The sequence below is a fragment of the Peribacillus sp. P4_C12 genome (assembly GCF_056402095.1).
In genome coordinates this window covers 1-2,053 of the sequence record NZ_JBFUIB010000592.1, presented here as the reverse complement: position 1 = coordinate 2,053, position 2,053 = coordinate 1, and the positions used below count along the sequence as shown (strand labels likewise).

Sequence of the window (2,053 nt, the reverse complement as noted above, 5' to 3'; positions counted from 1 at the left end):
GAACAAAGCTGCCGCAGCTACTTTTATCGCAGGGATGGGCGTTAATTTGACCGTATTTAAGTCGGCTAAGCATCTTGCCCATGGACTGGTGTGAGTCCCGGAAATTATGAAAATGCTGATAAAAAAACAAGTAAAACCACACAAGGAAACAAAGCATTAAAAACGATGGCCGTAGAGTTTGTACTCGCAACCTCAAGGCAAAGTAATCGAATTGCTTCACATCGAAAAAGGATTACCAAACGGCAGGGAAAAATGAAAGGACGAATTGATTCTGCTCACTTATTATTGACGATTGCTTTCAACATCTTAAAAACAGGAGAACTCTACATGATCTAGGCTCAAATTACCTTGAAGAAAAACAAATTAACGAAGAATTAAAAATGATCGAATTCCTAAAAAAGAAAGGCTATTCAATCGCTCCATCTGAACAACAAACTGCATAACCAGTTAATATAACGACATAGYACATTTACGTCCTTCAAAAAATTAAAATATGGTGGGCTTATGTTGTATGGCCTTTCACGAATATGTTTTCATACAAAAAAGGTTGCCTCTGCAACCTCTCATAGTGAAGTAAATCACCCAGTTGTTTAACAACATAAATAAAATAGGATTTTTTCTAATTAAGATAACCGTAGAGTGTGTTTTGTAATGACATCAATCAATGCATCCCAATCGTTATAGTGAAGCTCATGCCCTGTACCATTCAATGTGAATAAGTCTGCATCTGTAATTAAGTTAGCAAGCATCTTCCCATGTTCGTATGGAATAATTGGATCTTCAGTACCATGGATGATCAAAGTAGGAACAGTTATTTCTTTCGTTCTCGTTAGGTATGACTCACCTCCCGATATTAGACCATGGTTATTCATGCTGGCTATGTTGTTAGACCTTCTTATTTCTTCGATTGCCAATCGGTGTACACGCTGTTCATCGAATGTATGTCTTGATCCAGAGATTATTCTCCATTTGCCTACGATAAATTCAATAATGGATTGGTCATTGGTCCAGTCTATTGCACCTGCTTGACCAAAAAATTTTGTCACTTTATCCTCCATTGGAGGTAGCTCTGGTGCAAAATTTGATGTCGCAATAAGGGTAACTGTCAAAACCCTTTCAGGGTGCCTTAATGCAATCATTTGAGTAAGCATGCCGCCCATTGACATCCCTACTATATGGGCTTGCTCAATACCATAACTATCTAACACATGAATAGCATCGTCAGCCAAATCTTCAAAGGAGTATTCTGGGTTTCCTGGTGGATAAGTAGTTGAACGGCCAACATCACGACTATCATACCGAATGACATATAGGCCCCGGTCTGCTAAGCGTTGACAGAAATCTTCTTCCCACCATACCATAGATGCAGTGGCTCCCATCATCAGTAAAATCGCTGGATCATTTACATTACCAAAGCTTTCATTAAAAATAGTAATTCCATTCACTTTGATTGTTTGTTCGCTCATTTAAGATCCTCTCCTTTAAAATGAGTTTTACCATGAAAAATATGAGGACATGCTTTGTTTTAGACTAATACTATTTTTCTACACATATTTTACATAACATTAGTTGCACGAGTTAGTTGAATGAACTTATTATTCTTTGTCCAAATCATCATCTAAGAATGATGACTTTTTAGTTTCTTCGATACCATACTTCGATTCAAGGAGTTGACCAATTTTTGAACGGTTAATACCGTTTTTTACAGCATTTTCAATTACTAAATATAGAATAAATAACGATACAATAAATATAATAATCGATTTGAACATTTTTATTACCTCCATCACAAATAACTAATAAACCAATTATATCAAAAGTATTATTCTTCCAGTAAACTGGCCCGTTAACTTCATAAGAAAAAGAGCTGCAGAAGTGAACTGCACCCCAATTGTTAGACAACATCTAATAATTGGAGGTGCAGTTTTTTTGACTAAATATACGATAGACGAAAAATCACATGCAGTTTTAGAGTACTTAGAAGGGAAAAAATCCTATAAATCCATTGCACAAGAAAGAAATGTAGAATCCATTGCACAAGAAAGAAATGTAG

General features: G+C 36.0%; 3 protein-coding genes. 1 reads left to right on the top strand and 2 read right to left on the bottom strand.

What is annotated here, in order from left to right; genetic code table 11:
- The first annotated feature begins 90 nt into the window (after positions 1–90).
- Positions 91–336: a hypothetical protein gene (locus AC1DUW_RS26910; protein ID WP_053345567.1), complete on the top strand. Its 246-nt coding sequence runs from the start codon at positions 91–93 to the stop codon at positions 334–336.
- A gap of 287 nt (positions 337–623) precedes the next feature.
- On the opposite strand, the gene mle is transcribed toward AC1DUW_RS26910, so the two are convergent.
- Positions 624–1,466 (bottom strand): alpha/beta fold macrolide esterase, encoded by an 843-nt coding sequence (gene mle / locus AC1DUW_RS26905; RefSeq protein ID WP_477643939.1) that lies wholly within the window; start codon positions 1,464–1,466, stop codon positions 624–626.
- A gap of 129 nt (positions 1,467–1,595) precedes the next feature.
- Positions 1,596–1,772, bottom strand: coding sequence for a hypothetical protein (locus AC1DUW_RS26900; protein WP_236694887.1), 177 nt, complete (start codon positions 1,770–1,772; stop codon positions 1,596–1,598).
- Positions 1,773–2,053 lie beyond the last annotated feature (281 nt).